The organism is Parvimonas sp. KA00067 (genome assembly GCF_001553085.1).
GTDB classification, from domain to species: Bacteria; Bacillota; Clostridia; order Tissierellales; family Peptoniphilaceae; genus Parvimonas; species Parvimonas parva.
The window spans coordinates 97,480-114,909 of the sequence record NZ_KQ960152.1 but is presented as its reverse complement, the minus strand read 5'-3'; the positions used below and the strand labels follow the sequence as shown (position 1 = coordinate 114,909).

Sequence of the window (17,430 nt, the reverse complement as noted above, 5' to 3'; positions counted from 1 at the left end):
ATAAATATTCTTTTACACAAGAATCGTAAATTTATATTTATTATATCATATTTTTAAATATAAAGCTACTTATATTTTATTTTATATAAAAGTATTATTGCGACCATAACAAATGAAATACTATTTGCAAAAATTAGCGCAAAGTCTTTTATAAAAATTCCATGAACCAACCACAAAAAAATTCCCAAAGTTTGCATAAAACACATAAGTAATGAAAGAGATTTTGTATTTTTATCCTTCATTATCTTTATAACTTGTGGTGCAAATGCAAATGTCGTAAGACAAGCTGCTACTATTCCTATCATAAAACCTCCTAATATCTCATTTAATGATTTTATCACATTTTGACCATAAAAAACAACTTGACAAAAAAATATTTTTCTTATAATATGGTCTTGATAATTAAATTTATTTTGGAGGTTAAAAATATAATATTTTTATTATATTATTTGCAGGTTCTTAAATTATAAACGTTAAAAATTACATTTTTTTAATTTTAATTATTTTGTGAATTAATAACATTTAATTATATCCGTAGTCAAATACCACAGCAGAAAAAAGATTTTATATGTAGAAAAAGCACCGTTACAGTGCTTTTTTTATTCTTCATCTATTCCATTTTTACAAAATTCTTTGAAGCCCTCTTCTGATACTCTCCAACATTTACCAAATTTTACCACTTTTATTTTGCAATAATTTAATATTTATATTCCTAATTCTTTATGAAAATATTGTAATGTAGATTTCTCACATAATGATTTATTTCTTGGTATATCTTTATGTTTTAATGCTTTCTTATATGTTTTAATATAACTTTTTAATTTCTCTTTGATATAATATTTTTTATTTACTAATAAATTGTATTCCTCTGCTGATATATAAGCTATTTTTGAACAGTCTATATATTTATCATCTACTATTATTACAGTCTTTGACAAGTCTAGTCCTTTTGTTTTCTCTTTATCTGTGAATATAGCATAATTATGCGTTATGTGATGTCTTATAGGAATAGCAAATTTTAGATTATCCATTTCGACAATACATAAATGTGCATAAGGTCTATTATTTTTTCTTTCCATTTCTGGACAATTACTATACACTTTAAAAAATTCATCTGTTAAAAATCTAAATTTCATATATTATTACCTCTAACAAAAAAGGGCTTAATAAAGCCCTCTTCTCAACTAGTATTTTTTTTGATTACCTTGTTCGCTACTATACGAACAAATCTTCTCAATGTAAATTTCTTTTTAATTGCTTTACTACAATTATTATCTTACTTATATTATACCACAAAGCTAATTAAAATCAATACTTTTTTATTTGTTTTTGATATATTGTTATGATACAATTGATGTGAGACCAAGAGTACAAAAAAGAGAATATCCCAACTTGACAAAAAAATATTTTTCTTATAATATAGTCTTGATAATTAAATTTATTTTGGAGGTTAATATGGAATTTAAAACGCTTTTTCCTGATTTCGAATCATTTGATAAGGGATATTTAAAAGTTGATGATACACATGAAATTTATTTTGAACAAGCCGGAAACCCAAATGGTGCTCCTGTTGTTTTCGTTCATGGAGGACCGGGTTGTGGTTGTGGAGCAAATTCAAAAAGATTTTTAGATCCTACATTTTATAGAATAGTAACAATCGACCAAAGAGGTTGTGGTAAAAGTAGGCCATTTTTAGAATTAAAAGACAACAACACAGAAAATCTTGCAAAAGATATGGAGAAGATAAGAGAACATTTAGGCATTGATAAATGGCTTGTTTATGGTGGTTCTTGGGGAACAACTTTATCTTTATACTACGCAGAAAATTATCCAAAAAGAGTTGTCGGACTTATCCTTCGTGGAATATTTTTAGGAAGAGATGAAGATATTAAATGGTTATATCAAGGTGGAGCGGGAATGTTCTTTCCGGAGGCTTTTGATATTTTTAAAGCACCTTTTACAGAGGAAGAAAGCAAAGATTATGTTCAAAGCTATTACAAATATTTAACATCTGACGATTATGAAACAAAGAAGAGATACGGAAAATCTTTTAGTGCTTTTGAAAATTCAGTTGTCGCACTTGAACCGAGAGTGATTTCAGAAGAAGTAACTGACGAAGATATTTCAATGGCGATTATGGAATGTCATTACTTTGTAAACAACTGTTTTTTTGAAGAAAATTACATTTTAAATAATGTAGAAAAAATAAAAGATATTCCTACAATAATAATTCATGGAAGATATGATGTTGATTGCAGACCGGTTGGAGCACATTTATTAAATGAAAAATTAAATAATTCAAAATTAATTTTCCCAATATCAGGACATACTTCATTCGATCCACCTATGACACATGAACTTATCCTAGCTCAAGAGGAATTTAAAAAACTTTTTTAGATTTTCTAGGCAAAAAGGGGGAAAACTATACAAACAAAGAAAATATAACAAAAATATTATTTACAATAGGTGCATTAATGGAATTAATTTCATTAATATGTTAAATCATTTAAAACAGACCTTAGAATTTCTTTACCTGTATATGTATTCATTTGTGGTTATTTTCTACCACAAATATTAGGAGCAGTTGGAGCATATTTTACAAGATACACAAAACAAACAGCTCTATGGGTAATTTTAAATCTTGGACTAATCTGTTCTACAATGTATTTTAACGTTGCATATCTTGAAGTAATAGACTAGGAGATAATATGTTAAAGAATGACTATATAATGAGAAAAATTGAAGAATGGATAAGTATGATTTTGGAATTTGTATTTAAAATAGATAAAAATTCCTCTCCTGAAAAATTATTAAAATTCGATGAAAGTAAAGAATTTTTAAAAATTTTAAAAGAAGAAATAGATTTAGGTCATATCGATAAGGCAGAAGATAATCTGTATAAAATGTTAGAATACAAAAACAGCGACAGCCTACTTATCGGACTGCTTTTCTATTCTTACCTAAATACAAAAGATTCAAAATTCCTAAATGAATATAATTTCGAAAGAGATGAAATCAAAATAGGATTAAAAGATTTATTAAACGAATTTAATATGAACGACTTGTCAAACTTAATTTAAAAAGCAGGATTACTCCTGCTTTTCGTTTTTTTATCTTTCTGTAAATTTATACATTGCTATTGCACTTGCGATTGGTAGGTTAAAGCTATCTACGTCTTTTGTTTGCTCTATGAATACCGGATTTGTTCCTTTTAAGTCAAAGTTTTCAAGTCCGTGTGATTCATTTCCAAACATTAATGTAAATGGCTTTTTAATTTCTACATTTTTAAGAGAAGTTGATTTTTCATTTAATATGAATGAATAAATATTATTTTCTTCAAAATTTTTCTTGTAATCTTCAAAATTTTCAAAAATTTCTATATTCATCTTAAAAATCGCACCCATTGATGCCCTAACTGTCTTTGGGTCAAATACATCACAACCGTCAATTATGGCAATATTTTTAAAGCCAAATCCTAAAGCTGTTCGTAAAATAGTTCCCAAATTTCCCTTATCTCTCGGCTCACATAACAATATATGATTGTCTTTTTTTATTTTTGCAAAGTTTTTTTCAAAAACACCTATCACAAGTGTATTTTCTTTTTTTTGAAGTTTGTTTACAATTTTATCATTATAAATTAAATTAACTCTATTTTCAGCACAAAACTTTTCCAATTTCTCTTTATCATCATATTTTGAATGTACTAAAACTGCAATAGTTTTATACTTTTCTGACTGCAAAAGCTCAATGGTCGGAAAAGCTCCCATTGTGTATGAAAAATTCAAATCTTTTTTATATTTACAAAATTCCATATCTATCTTCTTTTTTGTTTATCACGTTTCGACTTATCGCCTTTTCTATCTTTTTTATCCTTTTTATCTTTTGGTTTCGGAGAAAATTTTGAATGATTTTCTTTTTTATTCGCAAGTTCAACTAAGACCTTAAAGCCTTTTATATGCGCATTATTCAAGTTATTTACTGCATCTTTAAGAGCATTTTTATGAATATTTACAAAGCTGAACTTTTCAAAAATTTCAATATCTCCAATATCTCTTGCACTTAATCCTGCGTCATTACAAAGAGCAGATACTATATGTCTTTGTGAAACTCCCTTTCTTGAGCCTATGTTGATATAAATTCTGCCTGAATTTTTATCTGTAACATTTGACTTTCCAAAAGTTTTATTGGAAATTGAAGTCTTATCATTTCCTTTTTTCTTGTTCTTCTTAATGTCAACATCGATAAGTTCTTCGTGATTATTAAGTTTATTATTTTCGTTATAATGTTTCAAAAGACAAGCTGCAATGTCGATCGGAGAAAAATCTTCGCTCATCAAAATATTGATAAGGTTCAATTCTTTTGAATGTTCATTTTTATTGATTTCTTCCTTGATGTCTTCCATAAATCTTTCTTCATGTCTTTTAATCAAGTCTTTAAGAGTTGGCATATCTCTTTTTTCAATCTTAGTTTTTGTATATTTTTGAATTTGTGATAGAGTGTTCATTTCTCTTGGAGAAACAAAACTTATCGCAGTTCCCTCTCTACCTGCTCTTGCAGTTCTACCTATTCTATGAACATAATATTCCACATCTTGTGGCATATCATAATTTATAACCAAATCTACATCATCAACGTCAATACCACGAGCAGCAACATCAGTTGCAACTAAAATATCGATAGTTGAATTTCTAAACTTATTCATTACTCCATCTCTTTGAATTTGCTTTAAATCACCGTGAAGTCCGTCTGCAAAATATCCACGAGATTGAAGGCCTGCTGTTAAATCGTCAACCATTTTTTTAGTATTACAGAAAACAACTGTAAGTTTCGGATTTTGAACATCTAAAATACGAGATAGTATTTCTAACTTCATATTGTGTTTAAGCGCAAAATAGTATTGAGTAACCTTTGGAACGGTCAATTCCTTAGGAACAACCTTTATAAGTCTTGGCTCACTTTGGTATCTTGCAGCAAAGTCCATAATTTCTTGGTCCATTGTAGCTGAGAAGAAAGTTGTTTGTCTTTCATAAGGTAAAAATCCTATAATCTTTTCAATATCTTCTCTAAAGCCCATATCAAACATTTCGTCTGCCTCGTCCAAAACAAATGTTCTAATATCTTCTGTTTTTAAAGTTTTTCTCTTAATATGGTCTATAACACGACCCGGAGTTCCAACTACAACTTGAACACCCATTTTTAAAGAACGGATTTGTCTTTCTATCGGTTGTCCCCCATAAATCGGAACAACGGTAACTCCCTTATACTTTGCAAGTTTTGAAATTTCTTCTGCAACTTGAATTGAAAGCTCTCTAGTCGGACAAAGTACCATTGCTTGAGTTGTCTTATTATGTCTATCTACTTTTTCTACTATAGGAATACCGAAAGACGCGGTCTTTCCTGTTCCTGTTTGTGCTTGTCCAATAATGTCCTCATTATTTAACATCATTGGAATTGCTTGTTTTTGAATTGGAGATGGTTCTTCAAAACCCATTTCAACAATGGCTTTTAAAAGACTATCCGACAAATTAAATTCATTAAAATTTTCTATCATATTATTTCCTTTCATATTTACCGTGAATCTTAACGATAGTTACGAAAGAAAAAAGACAAAAACAAACTACACATTAAATATCACGACATATTTTTGAGTAATAACTCAAGCATTAATTATAGCATAATTAAAGAGAAAAGTAAAATTTTTAAAAGCAAAAAAGCCACAATCGTGGCTTTCGTTTTAATTAATTTTTATAAACATTGACAATTCTTTTTTCAAAAGTGGTAAATTCTTGTCTATAAAATCTTTATTTCCGTTTGAAAAAGCAGTTTCTAATGACGGAATTAATCCCTCAATATAGGCTTGACTAAGCATTGGAACTTTATCTTTGTTTTCTTCATATAATTTTTTATATTTTTCAAAGTCTGCTTTTCTTGAATCTTCTTTTTGGTTTTCAACCTTTTCTTCAGGAATTTGAATATATTTTGATAACTCTGTCTTTAAGGCTTTTAGCTTTTCTTTAGCAAAAGATTCATTATTTTTTGTCAATGCAGTTTCTATTGCATTAATCAAACTTTCAATATACGCTTGGTCTAAAACAGAAACTTTTTCTTTATTCTCTTCATATAACTTTTTGTATTTTTCAAACTCAGCATTTTTATTATCTTTTTTAATTTCTTTTTCAACGGAAACTTTCTTTTCAAACTCATTTATTTTTTTGAATTTTTCATTTGTATTTTCCATTTTTTTGATTTCTTCAAATTTCTTAAATAATTCAGTTTTATTTTCTTTAGACTTGATTAAATTTTCCACTTCTGAAATTCTATGCTTAACTAATTTTGATACAATTTCTTCTGAAACTTTTAATTTTTCACTCATAGAATTAGGAAGTTCAAACGCTCCTTTTGGGAACCCGTCAATATGATAAATATTGAAATATTCTGAACCGTCTGACAAAGTAGCAACTTTATGATTAATAAAGTATCCTGTTTCATCAAAGCCGATTATTTCTGAATTATCAAACTTAAACTTAACCTTTGTCGGATTAACACTTTGAGTTCCTGCATAAGTATGAGAATGGTCGCCATGACTTATTGCATAATATTTTCCGTCATAAAAAATTATTCCGGCTGTATTTTTTTGAATATTTTCAACTTTTCCAAGCTCAGATTTAAGCGCGGGTGTGTTGGAATATTCCAAACTTGTAAGTGATTTAAATTTAATTTTATATTCCAAATTTTCAAGTAATGTTTCATTCAAATTAAGAGTTTTTATAGAGTTATTATCCTTAGAAATTTTCAAACTCTTAATTGGATTTTTCCCTAATTTCAAAGTTTCAAGAAGTGGGAACAATTTAACATCTTCTAAAGAACTTATATTATTTTTTTCAGCCTCTATAAATTCAACATTTTTAAAATTAGAAAAAACTTTCAAACTATCAATATTATTTCCATTTGCAAAAATTGCAATAAGATTTTCTTGATTTCCAAGGGTTGAAAAATCTTTTATTCCTGTTTCAGAAACATAAAGAGTTTCAAATTTATTATTTTTTATTGGAGTCAAATCTTTAATTCTGTTACCGTCAAGACTTAAATTTTTCAACTTTGTTGTATTTTTCAAGAAATCTAAATTATCACAATTCACATAATCCATAATTAAAGTATCCAGTTTAGATAAATTAGAAATGAATGAAAAACTTTGAATATCATTTCTTGAAATATTTAATTTTTTCAAATCTTTTAGATTTTTAACAAAAGACAAATCAACATTACCAAGCTCCATAATGGATAAGCCCTCTAAATTTTTATATTCACTAATAAAGTCGAATTTTGTAATATTATTACCTGAAATATTTAAATCTTTTAAATTTTTGAACTTCTTTAAAGTTTCTATATCTGAATTAGTTGCACCTGTATATGAAATATTTAAGCTTTCAAGATTTTCCAACTTTTCAAGTCCGGACATTTTAAGTGCATCATTAAATTTATATAAATTTATCTTTTTAATGCTCTTTAAATAATTTTCCAATTCTGTATCAGAAATTTCTTTTCCCGGAAAAGCTATATCTCCCTCGGCTAACATCAAAGCATAAATCAATCTTTCGTCAAAGCCCTTTTTCTTTAAAAGTTTTTTACCAATTTCCGGCTCTCCTGCAAAAGCAGGCCCATGATTATGGTCATTTACGATAATTTTTACAGGATTTGATTCCTTTAGAAGGACGCCGTTTTTATAAACAGCAACCTTTATAATCGCTCTATTATATGTTGAATCCAATGAAAATGTTGAATTAAAACTCTTATCCTTAGACTCAAAAACTTTTTCAAAATCTTGTGCTCTTTTCTTCAAATACCATACATAGTTTACATCATTTTCATCACAATTTACCAAAAGAGATAATTTATCCTTAGTATGATAATGGTCTTTAAGGCCTGTAATCACAACATCTCCAACATTTTTAGTTAAAACTTTTAAAGTTCCTTGACAAGTATCGACAACTTTTCCGTCTTTATCTAAAGCCTCAGCCTTTATAATAGCTCCATTATCTTGTTCTGTTAAAATAATCTTTAAAGTTTCAGTATTTGCATTTTCTATTTTTTCAAAAGCTTTCCCCTTTCTTTTAATATACCAAGAATAAGATTTTACAGACTTTTTACTACTATGAGCCCGTATCTTAGTTTCATCTCCAACAAAATAATTTTGTAACAAATCGTGAAAATGCATTTCAAAGTCTTTCTTAAAGTCACCCTCTTTTCCCATCTCTTTTTCACTAGGAAGTTCTTTCTTACCTGCCGGATCTTTCTTTGTTATATATTCAGTTCCGTCATCAAGTTTTACATGCCAATGGTCACCATGCTTTCTAATCCCTACTATCTTTCTTCCCTTTGTTTCCTTTTCTGTTATCTTCTCAACTACTTTTGATGATTTTTTTTCATCAATCTTATCTTTCTTTGTTGGGTTATCATAAGTAACATACTCTGTTCCATCATCAAGTTTCACATGCCAATGGTCGCCATGCTTTCTAATCCCTACTATCTTTCTTCCCTTTTTTTCTTTTTCTGTTATCTTCTTAACTACTTTTGATGATTTTTTTTCTTCAACTACGGTTTTCTTTGACGGGTCTTCATAAGTAACATACTCTTTTCCGTCAGCAGTTCTAACATGCCAGTGGTCGCCGTGTTTATAATAACTAACTATTTTTTTAGAATTCAATTCTTTTTTACTTATAGTCTTTATAGAACTTTCTTTTAATTGTGAAATATTTTTTATCTTACTTGGGTCCTCATGAGTTATAAATTCTCCGTGCTTTGTTTTCACGTGCCAGTGGTCGCCATGCTTATAATATGAAATAATTTCATCAGGAGAAATATCTTTTAAACTCTTTTCCATATTTTCACTTTCAAGAACAATTTTATTATCTTTTTTAAAAAGCTCTTCATATTTTTCTTTATCTAAGCTATATTTCTTTCCATTATAAATAATATGATAATGGTCGCCATGAGATTGGACATCTATTTTAACTTTTTCTCCATTAATATATACTTCCTCAACAGTATATCCCTTATACTTACTCCTTTTTGAATCATTTTCTTCAAAAAGACTCACATCTATCTTTTCTTTTTCTTTAACTTCTTTTTTACTACCACAAGCACTTAAAACTAAAGCACTAAGTAACAACATAGCTATCGTTCTTTTTTTCATAAACCCTCCTAAACTCTATTATTAATAGGAATAAATTGCATTTGCGTTTTATGATACCATTTTATCATAATTTTGTCAACATAATAAAAAAATATTGATTTTTAAAGCATTTTTTTAAATTTCTGTGGATAAATTTATATTTTATACACTTTAAAAAATATATTTTTCCACAATTTTATTAACTTATCCACAGATATATACAACTTATCCACAAAAATTGTGGATAAGTTTGTAAATTAGCTAAAAAAATATATTATTCTATTATTTATTTTTTTCTTTTGGATAAATATATTACAGATTTTTAGAATTTAAGGAGGTATTTATGCACTACGATTACCAAAATTATAGATTAGCTCCTGAGGCAAAAAATCCTACCCTTCAAGTAACACATGGCTATTCTTACAATAAAAATTAAAACAATAGCAAAAAAGACGAGGAAAACCTCGTCTTTTTGAATTTTAAACCATTATTAGAAATCTACTTCTCTATCATAGAAACAACAAGTTAATAATTTTTCCATTTCAGCAGGTGTAATTGCTCTTGGGTTTGAACCAGTACAAGCATCTCCTACTGCAAGTTCTGCAACTTTTGGAAGTTTTTCATTGAATTCTTTTTCATCAATGATTCCACCTTCATATTCTTTAATGCAAGTTGGAATTTCTAATTCTTTATTCATTCTTAATAATTCGTTAATTAAGTTTTGTGTGCTTTCAGTATCATTTGCTCCTTCAAGTCCTAAGAATTTTGCAATTTCTGCATATCTTACTTCTGCTGATTTTTCTTTTGCATTGAATTTAATTACTTTTGGAAGATACATTGCATTTGCACAACCATGAACAATATGTCCACCACTATAAGCTGCACCTGTTTTGTGAGCCATTGAGTGAACGATTCCTAATAAAGCATTTGAAAATGCCATTCCTGCAAGACATTGTGCATTATGCATTTTTGCTCTTGCATCCATATCTCCGTTGAATGAATTAATTAAGTTTTCTCTAATCATTTTGATTGCATGAAGAGCAAGTCCGTCTGTATAATCGCAATGAAGAGTTGATACATAAGCTTCAATAGCATGAGTCATAGCGTCCATTCCTGTATGAGCAACTAATTTCTTTGGCATTGTTTCTGCTAAGTCTGAATCTACGATTGCAATGTCAGGAGTGATATTAAAGTCAGCTAAAGGATATTTAATTCCTTTATCATAGTCAGTAATAACTGAGAAAGCAGTAACTTCTGTTGCAGTTCCTGATGTAGATGGGATAGCACAGAATAAAGCTTTTGTTCTTAATGTTGGGAAGTTGAAAGGAATACATAAATCTTCAAAAGTAACTTCCGGATATTCATAAAATGCCCACATTGCCTTTGCAGCATCTATTGGAGAGCCTCCACCTACTGCAACAATCCAATCAGGTTCAAAGTTTTTCATAACTTCTGCACCTCTCATTACAGTTGTTACACTTGGATCAGGTTCAATACCTTCAAATACTTCCACTTCCATTCTGGCCTCTTTTAAGTTATTAACTATTTTATCCAAGAAACCAAAACGTTTCATCGCACTTCCGCCTACTGCAACAAAAGCACGTTTTCCTTTTAAATTTTTTAATTCTTCAATGGAACCTTTACCATGATATAAATCTCTAGGTAATGTAAATCTTGCCATTTCAAATTCCTCCTATGTAAATAATAATATGTACAGTTTTTTAATAAAAAAACCTTATTATTAGTATATCACTTTAGTTTTCAATGTTCAATAGTAAAAAATAAAGGATTTCGTCTTTTTTTAAAATAAGTTAATTTTTTCACAAGTAATGAATAAAAATGTCATAAATTGTTTTTTTAGTAAAGTTTTCTTCAAATATTAAATTAAAAAATAATGATTAAGTAAAAAATAAATACTATTTCAAAATACTTTTACACAAAATTTATTAAAAAAATTAACTAAATACTTAAAAAATTTATATAACAAAAAAAGTTATGAAAATACTTTCATAACCTTTTTCGCATTTATTTATTTTTACGGAGGATTTATAAAAAAATCTCTACTAATATGCTAATTAATTGTTGTTGTTGTTATCATCATTTCCATCAAAATCTTCTTCATTTTCATTGTAATTACCATTACGATTACGGTTTGGATTAAAACTGTTTTGATTTTGATTTTGTTTTATCTTATTCTCAACTTTATTTAAGTCAAATTGTGAGAATTTAACTTCTATTGTAGTTGTCTTTCCATCTCTGTAAACTTCAATTTTAACTTTATCGCCAATCTTATAGTTCAATAAGGCAGCCTTTAAAGTTGAGTTTGAACTAACAGCCATATCTCCAACTTTTGTAATAATGTCTTTTGGTTTAAGTCCTGCAGAATCTGCCGGAGAACCAGATAGGACTTCATGAACATATACACCTGAGTCAACAGGTAATTTTTCTTGTCCTAATACATTATATCTGGAAACATCTATACCTCTAATACCAAGTGATACACTTTCAAACTTACCGTTTTTAATTATTTGTTCTAAAATAGGTTTAGCTAAATTTGAAGGAATTGAAAATCCGATTCCGTCACTATTTCCAGCTTTTGCCGTATTTATTCCGATAAGTTGTCCTTTATCATTAAATAATCCACCACCACTATTTCCAGGATTTATTGCCGCATCAGTTTGGAATAAACCTTCCATAGTTGAGCCGTCTTGTAATGTAATCACTCTATCTTTTCCTGAAATATATCCGGAAGTTAAAGTTGATTTTAAATTTATACCAAGCGGATTCCCGATTGCTATAGCTTTATCTCCTATTGAAACTTTTGAACTGTCTCCAAATTCAACAGGTTTTAAATCTAGTCCTTTAGGATCTATTTTAATAACAGCTAAGTCTAAAGTTTTATCACTCCATAAAACTTTTGCCTCGTGCTTTGTTCCGTCACTTAAAATTACTGTTACGGATTTTGTTTTTGAAGGGTCAACAACGTGATTATTAGTTAAAATATAACCTTCTTTACTTACGATAACCCCTGAACCAAGCCCGCTTGTTTGTTTTTGAACAGAAAACATATCTTCAGAAACTCCAACAGTTGTTATACCTACAACAGATTGCATAGCTTTTTTTGCAACGGCTTTTTCTACAGTTGTATTTCCTGATGTATCTGCATTTGTTGTATTTGCATTTTGATCGGTTGGAGCTTGATTTAAGACAGATTTTTCAGTGTTATTATTCCTTAGATAATAACTTGTTCCACCTATACTTATTGAGCTAGCTAAAACAACAGCTAAAAGAAATTTTGAAAAAGATTTAACCTTATTGCTTTTATTTCTCTTTTCAAACTCTTTTTCAACAACATTATCTATATACGAAGATAATCTTTCCTTGGATTTTCGTTTCCTTTCAGCCATATCTTCTTCATAACTTTCAACTTTTTCTGTTGTTTCAACATCTTCTGTTGTTTCAACATTTTCTGTTGGTTCAATATTTTCTTTTGCTTCAACATTTTCTTTTGTTTCAATATCTTCTGTTTTTTCTTCTTCAAAGACATTATCTCTTTCATTATCCATAACAAATCACCTCATCTATGTAAATCATTTATTATCTTGAATATATTTTAAACCACTAACCTTAAAGTAAACTTAAATTAAAAAAATTTTTAACAAAAACTTTTAATAAAAATATATTCTCAACAATAAAATTTATTTCATTAATATAAATACACTAAAATATGAATTTATATGTATTTTAATAATTTCTTAACTAATGTAATATTATTATAGTATTAAAAACTTAAATGAAATTTAAAAAAATCAAAACTAAATAAAAAAATAAAAAAAGTGTTGGATTTCCAACACTTTAATTTTAAAATTACTATCTCTTTGAGAATTGTGGGCTTCTTCTTGCTTTTTTAAGACCATATTTCTTTCTTTCTTTCTTACGAGGGTCTCTTGTTAAGAAACCAGCTCTTTTTAATACAGGTCTTAATTCAGCAGAAACTTCTAATAAAGCTCTTGCAATACCATGTCTGATTGCTCCGGCTTGTCCTGTAAATCCGCCACCTTTTACATTTACATAAACGTCGAATTTTCCAAGACTTTCAGTTACTTCTAAAGGTGATTTTGCAGTTACCTTTAAAGTATCATAGTCAAAATATTCATCTATATCTTGTTTATTAATAACAAATTTTCCATTTCCAGGTGTTAAGAAAACTCTAGCTACAGAAGTTTTTCTTCTTCCTGTTCCTACATATTGAGTTGCCATATGTTAAATCTCCTTTCTATTCCTATTTATTTAATGTTAAAACTTCTGGTTGTTGAGCTTCATGATTATGTTCTGGACCAGCATAAACCTTTAATTTTTTGAACATTTGTCTTCCTAAAACATTCTTTGGAAGCATACCTTTAACGGCTAGTTCAATAACTTTTTCAGGTTTAGTTTGTAACATTTTTTCATAAGAAATAGCTTTTAAACCATTTGAATATCCAGTATAGTATCTATGTTCTTTTTGTTGTAATTTGTTTCCAGTTAATTTAACTTTTTCAGCATTAACAACAATAACATAATCTCCCATATCGAATGATGGTTGGAATCTAACATTTCTCTTTCCTCTTAAGATTGAAGCAACTTCAGTTGCAAGTCTTCCTAAAACAACGTCTTTTGCATCAACTACATACCATTTACGATTAACATCGCAAGGTTTTGCTACGTAACTTTTCATTTCATTCCTCCTTAATTCTTTTTACAATATTGGGTTATTTAGACATCGCTACCCAGCGATTTTGTAGGCGAGGACTTATTAATCGCAACCTCGACTGCTATGCGATTGATATTGTAAAAAGACAAGGCTTTTTAAATATCACAATGCCATAAAACGGCACTCAAATATTATATCACAAGATATGAATAATTACAAGACTTTTAAAGATTTTTTTATAAATTATTCAAAACTTTTGAAGTTAAATCAGGGAAATTTCCAATAATAGCATCAACTCCCATTTCAATTAAATATCTCATATAATTTTCATCATTTACTGTCCAAGTATTTATCTCAAGTCCCATTTTTTTAAACTCAGACACCCAAGACGGCTTTTGTAAAAGCATATAATATCCAGGGTGTACTGCCTCATGTTTAATTCCTCTCATATACTCAACAGTATTCATAAGAGGACTTTCAAAAAGCAATCCAGTTTTAAAACTTGGGTCAATTTTTTTACAAAGCTCCATTGATTCGTGATTGAATGAAGATAGAATTACATCATCTTTTAGTCCGAATTCATTTACCATATTCATAACAGCCTCTTCTAAACCCTCATAAAAAACATAATTGTTCTTTAACTCTAAATTTACAAAAAGTTTATTATCCTTTACAATTTGTAAAAGTTCATCTAAAAAAATAATTTTTTCACCTAAAAATTCACTTCCCTTATGTGAACCGAATTCCATTTGTAAAAGCTCAGTTGAAGTCAAATCCTTTATAAAACCACTCCCATTAGAGCAAGTCCTATCAACCATATCATCATGAATTATTACAAGTTTTTTATCCTTAGTCATGTGAACATCTGTTTCAAAACCATCACAATTTCCGTGTTCTATCGCTTTTAAAAAAGCAATTTTAGTATTTTCAGGATACTTTCCAGAAAAACCCCTATGTGCCAAATTTAATATTTTTTTCATAATTTTCTCCTTAAAATAAATTAATATACATAAATAAAGTATATCACTTTTGTAAAATTTACTCAATAATTTATTTACATAATAAACTAAAGATAAGTAATTTATGTTTAAACTTAAATTAAATGGGTAACAAAAAGAGGTATGCTAATACAAAAATATTTTTATTCACTAGGGGTGCTATTAAGCTGAGAAATACCCTTTTTACCTGATTCAGACAATGCTGACGTAGGGAAGTTGAATAGTCTTTTTTATATGACTTTCTAGTGAATATCTTAGGAGGTTTTTTTTATGGAAAATTTTGGAAAATTTTTTGGGAGTGTAGAAGGAAAAACAACTTTAATTTTATTAATTTCCTTTGCATTTTTATTTTTCGTCTTTTATTTTAGAAGAGATGAAAAAATATTTTCTACAAAAGCACTAACTTACTCTGCCATCTTATTGGCACTTGGAATTTGTGCAAAACAAATAAAGTTTTTTAGTTTACCACAAGGAGGTAGCATCACTTTATTTTCAATGATTTTTATAGTCTTCATCGGCTATATGTTCGGACTTAGAGTTGGACTTATAGCAGGAATAACTTTCGGACTTTTAAACTTATTGATAAAGCCGGATGTTTATACACCAACCCAAGCAATCATTGATTACATTTTAGCATTTGGCTCACTTGGACTTGGAGGAATATTTGCAAAGAAAAAAGACAAGCTAATACCCGCTTATCTAATTTCAATTTTTGGAAGATTTATATTTGCAGTATTTTCAGGCTATGTATTCTTCGGCTCTTATGCTCCAAAAGGTTGGAATCCGTTAATTTATTCAATCTGGTACAATTTTTCATACATTGGAACAGAAGGATTTTTAACAATTTTATTACTTTCAATTCCAATCGTTAGAACAACATTAGAAAAAATAAAATCAAGCAATTTTAAAACAAACTAAAAGGAACGGTTTTTACACTGTTCCTTTTTAATATCTATTTTTCTATATCAACTTCTAATACTAGCACTAAAAAAACAGCCCTAAAGCTGTTTTAATTAAAGTTTCTTAGCGACAACTACAATATGTTCTTTCTTATCTAAATGATATTCAGCTGAAAATCCTAAATTTTCTAATATTTTAACCAATGTATCTCCATTATAGACTTCAAATCCAAGCATATCAGCCCATTTTTTTATATTTTTATGTTCTCTTTCACTTCCTTCATTACAAATCAAAAATGTTCCATTTTTAACAAGTACTCTGGAAATTTCCTTAAAAACTTTTTCAATATCTTCCCAAAAATATATAGTTTCAAAGGCTGTTACGATATTTATACTTTCATCTTCAAAAGGAATTTTTGAAACATCTCCCTCAAAAATCTCACATCTTCCTTCTTTTATTTCTTTTTCATTTAATTCTTTTGAAACCTTAACACTCATCTTTGAGTAGTCGATTCCATAGGCGAACTTTGCTTTAGTTAAAAAGTATTGAACATTTCTTCCTCCACCACATCCTAGGTCAATTATCTTATCATCTTCTTTAATATTCAAAAAAGATCTTCCCCAAATTGCAAGTTTTTCGTGCCCCTTATTCATTCCTTTAACCATAACTTTACCACCAAAATTTTCCTTTGGCTTTATAACATTTTCAAAAAATTTTTTAAACATGCTATCCTCCTATAACTTATTCATAAAATGGATTGTTTTCTTCATACTTTTCATTAAAATCTACTTTATGGCCATTTATTTCATAACCTAAAAGTAAATTTATATTTACATTTTCTCCGGCTCTAAAGATTGAACTGTCAACATTTTTAAAATCTTTTTTCAAATTTTCGATTAAATCTTTAATTTGATACCTTTTATTTCCGATTTTTTTCGCAGCAACCATACAAGCGCAGTTTAAAGGCATAAGACCAGTTGATTTCATCCATCTTATTATGTATTCTTCCTCTATTAGATACAAAGGTCTTATTATTTCCATATTCTCAAAATTTTTAGCCTTTAACTTCGGTGGCATTGTTTTAAAACTTCCTGCACAAAGTAAATTTAACATTGTCGTTTCGATAACATCATTAAAATGATGACCCAATGCCAATTTATTACAGCCAAGCTCCTTTGCCTTTGCATAAAGCGAGCCTCTTCTCATTCTCGCACACATATAACAAGGATAATCTCCTGCAATTTTATCTGCAACAGCAAAAATATCTGCCGGATAGTAAGTCAAAGGAATTTCCAAATACTTTGCATTTTCTAAAAGCAATTCTTTTATAGACGGATGATAACCAGGGTCCATTGCGATAAATTCCAATTCAAAATTATCTTTTCCATTCTTCTTTAACTCCTGAAAAAGTTTAGCCATAATCAGACTGTCCTTTCCTCCGGAAATTGCAACAGCAATCTTATCTCCATCCTCTATTAAATTATATTCCTTAATAGCCTTAACAAACTTTGACCAAATATGCTTTCTATATCTTTTTATAAGCGACCTTTCAATATCAGAAAGACTTGCTCTTTCATTTTCCGGAAATAGAACAGGACAAGTCGCCTGCAAATTATTCTCTCTATTTTCCATTATTTCCTTTATCTCTTTGTTTTCCATATCTCTCC

General features: G+C 28.6%; 15 protein-coding genes and 1 riboswitch. Of the genes, 3 read left to right on the top strand and 12 right to left on the bottom strand.

Annotated elements, in window-relative coordinates; genetic code table 11:
- Positions 1-65: 65 nt before the first annotated feature.
- Together HMPREF3181_RS06860 and tenpIN are read right to left on the bottom strand one after the other, a co-directional pair.
- On the bottom strand, positions 66-305 hold the full coding sequence (locus HMPREF3181_RS06860; protein ID WP_068474923.1) for a SemiSWEET transporter: 240 nt from the start codon (positions 303-305) through the stop codon (positions 66-68).
- A 399-nt stretch (positions 306-704) separates the two neighbouring features.
- Positions 705-1,136 carry a type III toxin-antitoxin system TenpIN family toxin gene (gene tenpIN, locus HMPREF3181_RS06855; RefSeq protein WP_068474921.1) on the bottom strand — a complete coding sequence of 144 codons (432 nt, stop codon included), beginning with the start codon at positions 1,134-1,136 and terminating at the stop codon, positions 705-707.
- A gap of 319 nt (positions 1,137-1,455) precedes the next feature.
- On the opposite strand from tenpIN, the gene pip reads away from it, so the two are divergent.
- Positions 1,456-2,397 (top strand): prolyl aminopeptidase, encoded by a 942-nt coding sequence (gene pip / locus HMPREF3181_RS06850; protein ID WP_068474917.1) that lies wholly within the window; start codon positions 1,456-1,458, stop codon positions 2,395-2,397.
- A 311-nt stretch (positions 2,398-2,708) separates the two neighbouring features.
- Complete coding sequence (locus HMPREF3181_RS06845) at positions 2,709-3,080, top strand: DUF6483 family protein (RefSeq protein ID WP_068474914.1); 372 nt, start codon at positions 2,709-2,711, stop codon at positions 3,078-3,080.
- Positions 3,081-3,110: 30 nt separating this feature from the next.
- On the opposite strand, the gene HMPREF3181_RS06840 is transcribed toward HMPREF3181_RS06845, so the two are convergent.
- The 8 genes from HMPREF3181_RS06840 to HMPREF3181_RS06805 all read right to left on the bottom strand — a co-directional run bounded on the left by HMPREF3181_RS06840 (position 3,111) and on the right by HMPREF3181_RS06805 (position 14,845).
- Positions 3,111-3,812, bottom strand: a complete 702-nt coding sequence (locus HMPREF3181_RS06840; protein ID WP_068474911.1) for a TrmH family RNA methyltransferase — start codon at positions 3,810-3,812, stop codon at positions 3,111-3,113.
- Between the two features lie 2 nt (positions 3,813-3,814).
- Positions 3,815-5,551 (bottom strand): DEAD/DEAH box helicase, encoded by a 1,737-nt coding sequence (locus HMPREF3181_RS06835; protein WP_068474909.1) that lies wholly within the window; start codon positions 5,549-5,551, stop codon positions 3,815-3,817.
- Positions 5,552-5,734: 183 nt separating this feature from the next.
- The gene (locus HMPREF3181_RS06830) at positions 5,735-9,193 is read right to left on the bottom strand and encodes a leucine-rich repeat domain-containing protein (protein ID WP_068474905.1); all 3,459 of its coding nucleotides are present in this window, start codon (positions 9,191-9,193) and stop codon (positions 5,735-5,737) included.
- A 469-nt stretch (positions 9,194-9,662) separates the two neighbouring features.
- On the bottom strand, positions 9,663-10,853 hold the full coding sequence (locus tag HMPREF3181_RS06825; RefSeq protein WP_068474902.1) for an iron-containing alcohol dehydrogenase: 1,191 nt from the start codon (positions 10,851-10,853) through the stop codon (positions 9,663-9,665).
- A gap of 394 nt (positions 10,854-11,247) precedes the next feature.
- The gene (locus HMPREF3181_RS06820) at positions 11,248-12,738 is read right to left on the bottom strand and encodes a S1C family serine protease (protein ID WP_231723280.1); all 1,491 of its coding nucleotides are present in this window, start codon (positions 12,736-12,738) and stop codon (positions 11,248-11,250) included.
- 304 nt (positions 12,739-13,042) lie between these two features.
- Entirely contained in the window at positions 13,043-13,432 is a 390-nt protein-coding gene (rpsI, locus tag HMPREF3181_RS06815) for a 30S ribosomal protein S9 (protein WP_068474899.1), read from the bottom strand.
- Positions 13,433-13,454: 22 nt separating this feature from the next.
- Complete coding sequence (gene rplM / locus HMPREF3181_RS06810; RefSeq protein WP_068474896.1) at positions 13,455-13,889, bottom strand: 50S ribosomal protein L13; 435 nt, start codon at positions 13,887-13,889, stop codon at positions 13,455-13,457.
- A 212-nt stretch (positions 13,890-14,101) separates the two neighbouring features.
- Positions 14,102-14,845 carry a glycerophosphodiester phosphodiesterase gene (locus HMPREF3181_RS06805; RefSeq protein ID WP_068474893.1) on the bottom strand — a complete coding sequence of 248 codons (744 nt, stop codon included), beginning with the start codon at positions 14,843-14,845 and terminating at the stop codon, positions 14,102-14,104.
- A 160-nt stretch (positions 14,846-15,005) separates the two neighbouring features.
- A riboswitch (TPP riboswitch) is annotated at positions 15,006-15,094 on the top strand.
- Between the two features lie 39 nt (positions 15,095-15,133).
- On the opposite strand from HMPREF3181_RS06805, the gene thiT reads away from it, so the two are divergent.
- Positions 15,134-15,781, top strand: coding sequence for an energy-coupled thiamine transporter ThiT (gene thiT / locus HMPREF3181_RS06800; protein ID WP_068474890.1), 648 nt, complete (start codon positions 15,134-15,136; stop codon positions 15,779-15,781).
- Between the two features lie 95 nt (positions 15,782-15,876).
- Here thiT and HMPREF3181_RS06795 read toward each other — a convergent pair whose 3' ends face one another.
- Positions 15,877-16,488, bottom strand: a complete 612-nt coding sequence (locus HMPREF3181_RS06795; RefSeq protein WP_068474887.1) for a class I SAM-dependent methyltransferase — start codon at positions 16,486-16,488, stop codon at positions 15,877-15,879.
- Positions 16,489-16,504: 16 nt separating this feature from the next.
- Complete coding sequence (locus HMPREF3181_RS06790; protein ID WP_068475168.1) at positions 16,505-17,422, bottom strand: tRNA 2-thiocytidine biosynthesis TtcA family protein; 918 nt, start codon at positions 17,420-17,422, stop codon at positions 16,505-16,507.
- Positions 17,423-17,430 lie beyond the last annotated feature (8 nt).

Coding starts and splice junctions, on each gene's coding strand:
- HMPREF3181_RS06860 (WP_068474923.1), bottom strand. CDS start 305: ATGATAGGAATAGTAGCAGCTTGTCTTACGACATTTGCATTTGCACCA.
- tenpIN (WP_068474921.1), bottom strand. CDS start 1,136: ATGAAATTTAGATTTTTAACAGATGAATTTTTTAAAGTGTATAGTAAT.
- pip (WP_068474917.1), top strand. CDS start 1,456: ATGGAATTTAAAACGCTTTTTCCTGATTTCGAATCATTTGATAAGGGA.
- HMPREF3181_RS06845 (WP_068474914.1), top strand. CDS start 2,709: ATGTTAAAGAATGACTATATAATGAGAAAAATTGAAGAATGGATAAGT.
- HMPREF3181_RS06840 (WP_068474911.1), bottom strand. CDS start 3,812: ATGGAATTTTGTAAATATAAAAAAGATTTGAATTTTTCATACACAATG.
- HMPREF3181_RS06835 (WP_068474909.1), bottom strand. CDS start 5,551: ATGATAGAAAATTTTAATGAATTTAATTTGTCGGATAGTCTTTTAAAA.
- HMPREF3181_RS06830 (WP_068474905.1), bottom strand. CDS start 9,193: ATGAAAAAAAGAACGATAGCTATGTTGTTACTTAGTGCTTTAGTTTTA.
- HMPREF3181_RS06825 (WP_068474902.1), bottom strand. CDS start 10,853: ATGGCAAGATTTACATTACCTAGAGATTTATATCATGGTAAAGGTTCC.
- HMPREF3181_RS06820 (WP_231723280.1), bottom strand. CDS start 12,738: ATGGATAATGAAAGAGATAATGTCTTTGAAGAAGAAAAAACAGAAGAT.
- rpsI (WP_068474899.1), bottom strand. CDS start 13,432: ATGGCAACTCAATATGTAGGAACAGGAAGAAGAAAAACTTCTGTAGCT.
- rplM (WP_068474896.1), bottom strand. CDS start 13,889: ATGAAAAGTTACGTAGCAAAACCTTGCGATGTTAATCGTAAATGGTAT.
- HMPREF3181_RS06805 (WP_068474893.1), bottom strand. CDS start 14,845: ATGAAAAAAATATTAAATTTGGCACATAGGGGTTTTTCTGGAAAGTAT.
- thiT (WP_068474890.1), top strand. CDS start 15,134: ATGGAAAATTTTGGAAAATTTTTTGGGAGTGTAGAAGGAAAAACAACT.
- HMPREF3181_RS06795 (WP_068474887.1), bottom strand. CDS start 16,488: ATGTTTAAAAAATTTTTTGAAAATGTTATAAAGCCAAAGGAAAATTTT.
- HMPREF3181_RS06790 (WP_068475168.1), bottom strand. CDS start 17,422: ATGGAAAACAAAGAGATAAAGGAAATAATGGAAAATAGAGAGAATAAT.